Origin of the sequence: Glycomyces sp. NPDC021274, from assembly GCF_040641195.1 — a bacterium.
Taxonomy (GTDB): Bacteria; Actinomycetota; Actinomycetes; order Mycobacteriales; family Micromonosporaceae; genus Glycomyces.
The window spans coordinates 695837-701836 of the sequence record NZ_JBFADC010000003.1; the positions used below are offsets into that span (position 1 = coordinate 695837).

5 protein-coding genes are annotated in these 6000 nt (G+C 71.2%); 4 read left to right on the forward strand and 1 reads right to left on the reverse strand.

Features of this window, described 5'->3' with window-relative positions; translation table 11 throughout:
- Positions 1–20 precede the first annotated feature (20 nt).
- The 3 genes from purS to purL are packed head-to-tail and all read left to right on the forward strand — an operon-like array spanning position 21 to position 3234.
- Positions 21–266, forward strand: coding sequence for a phosphoribosylformylglycinamidine synthase subunit PurS (gene purS / locus AB0I03_RS10880; protein WP_205324642.1), 246 nt, complete (start codon positions 21–23; stop codon positions 264–266).
- Positions 263–961 (forward strand): phosphoribosylformylglycinamidine synthase subunit PurQ, encoded by a 699-nt coding sequence (gene purQ, locus AB0I03_RS10885; RefSeq protein ID WP_360409933.1) that lies wholly within the window; start codon positions 263–265, stop codon positions 959–961. Before purS ends, purQ begins: the two co-directional genes overlap by 4 nt.
- On the forward strand, positions 958–3234 hold the full coding sequence (purL, locus tag AB0I03_RS10890) for a phosphoribosylformylglycinamidine synthase subunit PurL (RefSeq protein ID WP_360409936.1): 2277 nt from the start codon (positions 958–960) through the stop codon (positions 3232–3234). The genes purQ and purL overlap by 4 nt, the downstream gene beginning before the upstream one ends.
- Positions 3235–3342: 108 nt before the next feature.
- On the opposite strand, the gene AB0I03_RS10895 is transcribed toward purL, so the two are convergent.
- Positions 3343–3684: a sterol carrier family protein gene (locus AB0I03_RS10895; RefSeq protein ID WP_360409991.1), complete on the reverse strand. Its 342-nt coding sequence runs from the start codon at positions 3682–3684 to the stop codon at positions 3343–3345.
- A gap of 276 nt (positions 3685–3960) precedes the next feature.
- Between AB0I03_RS10895 and AB0I03_RS10900 the strand changes: the two genes are divergently transcribed.
- Entirely contained in the window at positions 3961–5946 is a 1986-nt protein-coding gene (locus tag AB0I03_RS10900; RefSeq protein ID WP_360409939.1) for a carboxypeptidase regulatory-like domain-containing protein, read from the forward strand.
- Positions 5947–6000 lie beyond the last annotated feature (54 nt).

Consider the following 6000-nt stretch of genomic DNA (forward strand, 5'->3'; position numbering starts at 1 on the left):
TGACCGACAGGAGTGCGCCCGTGGCCCGTGTAGTGGTCGACGTGATGCTGAAGTCCGAAATCCTCGACCCCCAGGGCGAGGCCGTCCTCGGGGCGCTGCCCCGGCTGGGCGTCAACGACGTGTCGTCGGTGCGGATCGGCAAGCGCGTCGAGATCGAATTCGACGAGAACGCCCAGAACGTCGAGGAGCAGTCGCGAGTGATCGCCGACCAGCTCCTGGCCAACCCGGTCATCGAGAGCTTCTCGCTGTCGATCGAGGGCGCATGAGCGCGCGCGTCGGGGTCGTGACCTTCCCCGGCTCGCTCGACGACCGGGACGCCGCCCGCGCGGTGCGCCTGGCCGGCGGCGAGCCGGTGGGGCTGTGGCACGACGACGCCGCGCTCGGCCGCGTCGACGCCGTGTTCCTGCCCGGCGGGTTCTCCTACGGGGACGCGCTGCGCTGCGGCGCCATCGCCCGCTTCTCGCAGGTGATGGACACCGTCAAGGCCGCCGCGGCCCAGGGGATGCCCGTCCTCGGGGTGTGCAACGGCTTCCAGGTGCTGTGCGAATCGCACCTGCTGCCGGGGGCGCTGGTGCGCAACGCCCACCTGCGCTACCGCAACCGCCCCGCGCGCCTGCGCGTCGAGACCTCCCGCACCGCGTGGACGCGCCTCTACCAGCCGGGCAGCGAAGTGGTCTTCCCCGCGAAGCACGGCGAGGGCCGGTACGTCGCCGACGAGGCCGTCCTCGACGAGCTCGAGGCGAACGGCCGCGTCGTCTTCCGGTACCTCGACAACCCGAACGGCTCGATGCGCGACATCGCCGGGGTGTCCAACGAGGCCGGGAACGTCGTGGGCCTCATGCCCCACCCCGAGCACGCCGTCGACGAGCTGACCGGCCCGTCGAACGACGGGCTCGGCATTGTCGCCTCCGTCCTGGCCCACCTCACCGGGGCCGTCGACACCAGTGGAGTCAGCCGATGAGCCAGCTCAACGTCGCCATCGACACCGTCGGGGTCGCCGACGCGACCCCCGACGAGAAGCAGCCGTGGGCCGAACTGGGCCTGAAGGAGGACGAGTACCAGCGGATCCGCGAGATCCTCGGGCGCCGCCCCACCCAGTCCGAGCTCGCCATGTACTCGATCATGTGGTCCGAGCACTGCTCGTACAAGTCCAGCCGCGTGCACCTGCGCCAGTTCGGGGAGAAGAACCCGAAGACCCCGCGCCTGCTGGCCGGGATCGGGGAGAACGCGGGCGTCGTCGCCATCGACGAGAACATCGCGGTCACCTTCAAGGTCGAATCCCACAACCACCCGTCCTACGTGGAACCGAAGCAGGGGGCGGCCACCGGCGTCGGCGGCATCATCCGCGACATCATCGCCATGGGCGCCCGCCCGATCGCCGTCATGGACTCCCTCCGCTTCGGCGCCATCGACCACCCCGACACCGCCCGGGTCCTCCCGGGCGTGGTCGACGGCATCGGCCACTACGGCAACTGCGTGGGCCTGCCCAACATCGGCGGCGAGACCTACTTCGACGCCTGCTACCAGGGCAACCCGCTCGTCAACGCCCTCAGCGTCGGCGTCCTGCCCCGCTCGCGCCTCCAGTCCATGCAGGCCAGCGGCGTCGGCAACACCGTGATCCTCATGGGCGCCAAGACCGGCCGCGACGGCATCGGCGGCGTCTCCGTCCTCGCCAGCGCCACCTTCTCCGAGACCGGTGAAGGCGACGCCCGCCCGAGCGTGCAGGTCGGCGACCCGTTCACCGAGAAGCTGCTCATCGAGGTGTGCCTCGAGCTCTTCGACGCCGGCCTCGTCGTCGGCGTCCAGGACCTCGGCGGCGCCGGGCTCACCTGCGCGCTCAGCGAGACCGCGGCCGCCGGCGACGGCGGCATGCACGTCGACCTCGAACGGGTCCCGCTGCGCGCCACGGGCATGGAGCCGCAGGACATCCTCGCCTCGGAGTCGCAGGAGCGGATGCTCCTCATCGTCGACCCCGCCAAGGCGGAGGAAGTCCTCGCGCGCTCGCGCCGCTGGGGCCTGCTCGCCACCGAGATCGGCACGGTCACCGACTCCGGCCGGCTCGTCGTCGACTTCCACGGCCAGACCGTGGTCGACGTGCCGCCGAAGTCGCTCGCCGACGAGGGCCCGGTCTACCACCGGCCCATCGCCGAGCCGAACGACCTCGGCCTCATCGCGGTCGACCGGGCCGAGACGCTGCCGCGTCCGACCACGGACGAGGAGATCCGCCAGACCGTCCTCGACATGGCCGCCAGCCCGAACCTGTGCGACAAGTCCTGGATCACCGAGCAGTACGACTCCTCGGTCTTCGGGAACACGGTGCTCGGCACCCCGCACGACGCGGGCGTCGTGCGCCTCGACGAGCGCACCGGCGTCGGCATCGCGATCTCCCTGGACGGCAACGGCCGCTTCGCGCGGCTCGACCCGTACGTCGGCGCGCAGCTCTCGCTCGCCGAGGCCTACCGGAACGTCGCCGTCACCGGCGCGACCCCGATCGCGATCTCGGACTGCCTCAACTTCGGTTCGCCGGAGGACCCGCACGTCATGTGGCAGTTCGAGCGGGCCGTCACCGGCATCGCCGACGGCGCGCAGAAGCTCGGCATCCCCGTCACCGGCGGCAACGTCTCGTTCTACAACCAGACCGGCCGCGACGCGATCCACCCGACGCCCGTCATCGGCGTGCTCGGCGTGATCGACGACGTGGCCCGCCGGATCCCGCTCGGCCTGGGCAAGACCGGCGACACGATCGCGCTCATCGGCACCACCGAAGAAGAGCTCTCGGGCTCCGAATGGGCGTCGGTGAAGCACGGCCACCTCGGCGGCGTGCCGCCGAAGGTGGACCTCGACCACGAGATGAAGCTCGCCGAGCTCCTCTCGCGCCTGGCCGAGACCGAGCAGCTCGCCGCCGCGCACGACCTCTCCGAGGGCGGGCTCTCGCAGGCGCTCGTGGAGGCGATCTGCCACTCCGGGCTCGGCGCGCAGATCCTCCTGCCCGAGGGCGCGGACCCGTTCACGTACCTGTTCTCGGAGTCGTCCGGGCGGGTGCTCGTGGTGATCCCGCGCGGCCAGGAGCTGGCCGTGCGCACCGCGTGCGAGCAGCGCGGGCTGCCGATCACGCCGCTGGGCGTGACCGACGCGAACACCGACGGCCTGCACCTGCGCGACCACTTCGACATCGGCCGCGAGGAGCTCGAGGCGTCCTGGAAGGGCCGCATCGGCCTCTACCTCGGCGAATAAGACCGCATAGGATATATCCTATAGGATTTTGCGACTGCCCTGGAGCTTTGGTTCCAGGGCAGTCTGCTGCAAGTAATAAGGAGCCGCAGGTAATGAGGAGCCGCCGGGCTATTCGCCGAGCGGTTCGCCCGTGGACGCCGCAAGGGGGAGCAGTTCGCTCAGGTCGGCGCGCTGGCCGGAGGCCGAGACCTTGCCGGATTTGAGGGCTTCGTGCCATTGGGTGCGGCCGGTGGCGAGGAGGAGGAACACGAGCGGTTGACATTCCACGACGTTCGGCGGGGTGCCGCGGCGGTGCCGGGGGCCTTCGACGCACTGCACCGCACCGTACGGCGGGACGCGCACTTCCACAGTGTGACCAGGGGCTTTCTCCGCGAGCGCCTGCAGCAGCGCCCGGACCGCGCCCTTAAGGGACTCCCGGTCGGGCGCTTCACCGTTGTCGATCGCGGCCATGGCATCGACCACAGCGTCCACGGGGAGACCTCCGAACCACGTTAGACTGCCCGTTACGGCACGTCGCCGAACGGGCGTGCTCTTGCAATTGTGTGCCAGGCTGCGTGCCCGGAAGAGCGGGCTCACGGATGCCGCGGTGCCTGCACCCCGGTCCCGTGACCGAAATGAGACCAGGCATAGTGGCGACGACGGCCCGCTTCCGTGGGTTCGTCGTGCCTGCCCGTGGCAGATCGCCGCGAGCGGTGCTGGATGGCACATGCCCAGGAGGGGATGTAGATGACCGTAGCGGTCGTACCGAGCGGGACCCAGACTAGCGTCCCGCGGTCCCGGCGCGGAGGACGGGGTGGCCTGCGCTCGCGCCTGGCCGGCCTCGCCGCGGCGGGCGGTGTGCTCCTCGGCATCCTTGCGTTCCCGCAGGCCGCGATGGCGCAGCAGGAGGTCGACGGCTGGTTCAACGGGGGATTCAACCCGAACCCGGTGAGCATCGGCGGTCAGGCCACGGTCATCACGGTGACGGTGCAGAACTTCAACCCCGTGCAGCCCAAGGACATCTCGATCAAGGCGAAGGTCGACGGGCTCAACGACGTCATCGCCGCCGTCGACAACGACGGCGGTGCGGGCCTGTGCACCCGCGAGGACGCGGACAAGGTCAAGTGCGCCCAGGTCGAGCCCAACGGGCAGCGGACCATCTCGTTCACGGTGACCACGGTCGTCGAGTCGGACCTGCCGAGCGGCGAGCAGCTCTCGGGGAACTTCACCGTCGAGATCGAGGGCCAGAGCAAGTCGACCGGCATCAACGTCGTCGGCACGTCGACCGTGTCGACGGTCTCCAAGATCAGCGGCGAGGTCACCTCCAACGCGGAGCCGGTCGCGGACGCCGAACTCGAACTCACCGACGGCGAGGGCGAGACGCACGAGGCGACGACCGACAGCGACGGCATGTACGAGTTCACCGGCGACTCCTCCGATCCGATCGCGCCCGGCGACATGACGCTGAAGATCACCGCCGAGGGCTACGAGGACAAGGAAGAGACGCTCACCGTTCGTGAAGGCAGCGAGACCTTCACGAAGAACATCACGCTCGCGCAAGTCGAGCAGGAGCCGACGGCCGAGCCGACGAGCGCCGCCGAGGCCCCGACCTCCGAGTCGGCGGCCGCTCCCGAGCCGGAGGACGACGGCATGTCGTCCACCCTGATCTTCCTCATCGTCATCGGCGCGCTGCTGGTCATCGGCGGCATCGTCGGCATCTTCTTCCTGCTGCGCGGCGGCAAGGACAAGGACGACGACGACGGCGAGAGCTTCGCCCCGGAGACCCCGCCGGACCACACGCCGACCGCGGCCCAGGTCGGGACGCCCGGCGTCTACCAGGCCGCCCCCGGTCCCGAGGCCGACGCGCCGACGATGATCCACCCCGGCGGCCTCGTCGGCGGGGCTCCTGCCGCGCCGACCCAGTTCGGACCCGCGTACGGCGGTTCGGATTCGACGCAGGTCATGCCGCAGGGCGGCTTCGGCGCCGCACCGGGGATGCCCGGCGGCCAGATCGGCCCCGACGGCACCACGATCCTCCCGGTCGTCAAGCAGCCGGGCGGGCCCGGCGCCTCGGACGCCACGCAGATCATGCCGCAGGCGAACCTCGGTTCGCCCCCGGCCGCACCGCCGAGTCCTTACGGCGACGCGGGTGCCACGCGGCCGTACGCGGCCCCGTCGGCGCCGCCGAACCCCGCAGCGCCTTACGATCCGGCCGTGACCCGGTCGCACCCGGGGCCGTCCCCGGTCGGCTCGCCGAGTCCTTACGGCGACCTCGGTTCGACGCGCCCGCACCCGGCGCCGACGCCGCCGCCCGCCGCCGGTTCGATGTTCGACCCGCAGCAGCCCGGAGGCGCACCGCAGGACCAGGGGTACGGAGCGCCGAGCGCACCCCGTGGCCAGGGCTACGGTGCGCCCAGTGCACCCCGTGACCAGGGCTATGGTGCGCCGAGCGCTCCGCGGGACCAAGGGTTCGGCACGACCAGCGCACCCCGGGACCAGAGCTACGGGCCGCAGGGATCGCCGAGCGCGCCGCCGCAGTACGGGCCCGGCTCGCAGAGCTACGGCGGCCAGCAGGGCTACGGCGCGCACGGCTCGCCGAGCGCCCCGCCCAGTGCGCCCAGAAGCGCGCCGCCGAGCGGCGACCCGTACCCGAGCCAGTCGCTGCGCCGCGACCCGTATGCGCCGCAGGAGCAGCCGCCGAAGAGGACGGAGAACAGCCAGGTGCCCTTGTAGGCGATCTTGCGCTTGAACGCGATCGTCGCGAACGCCAGGTCGATGCTCGCCATG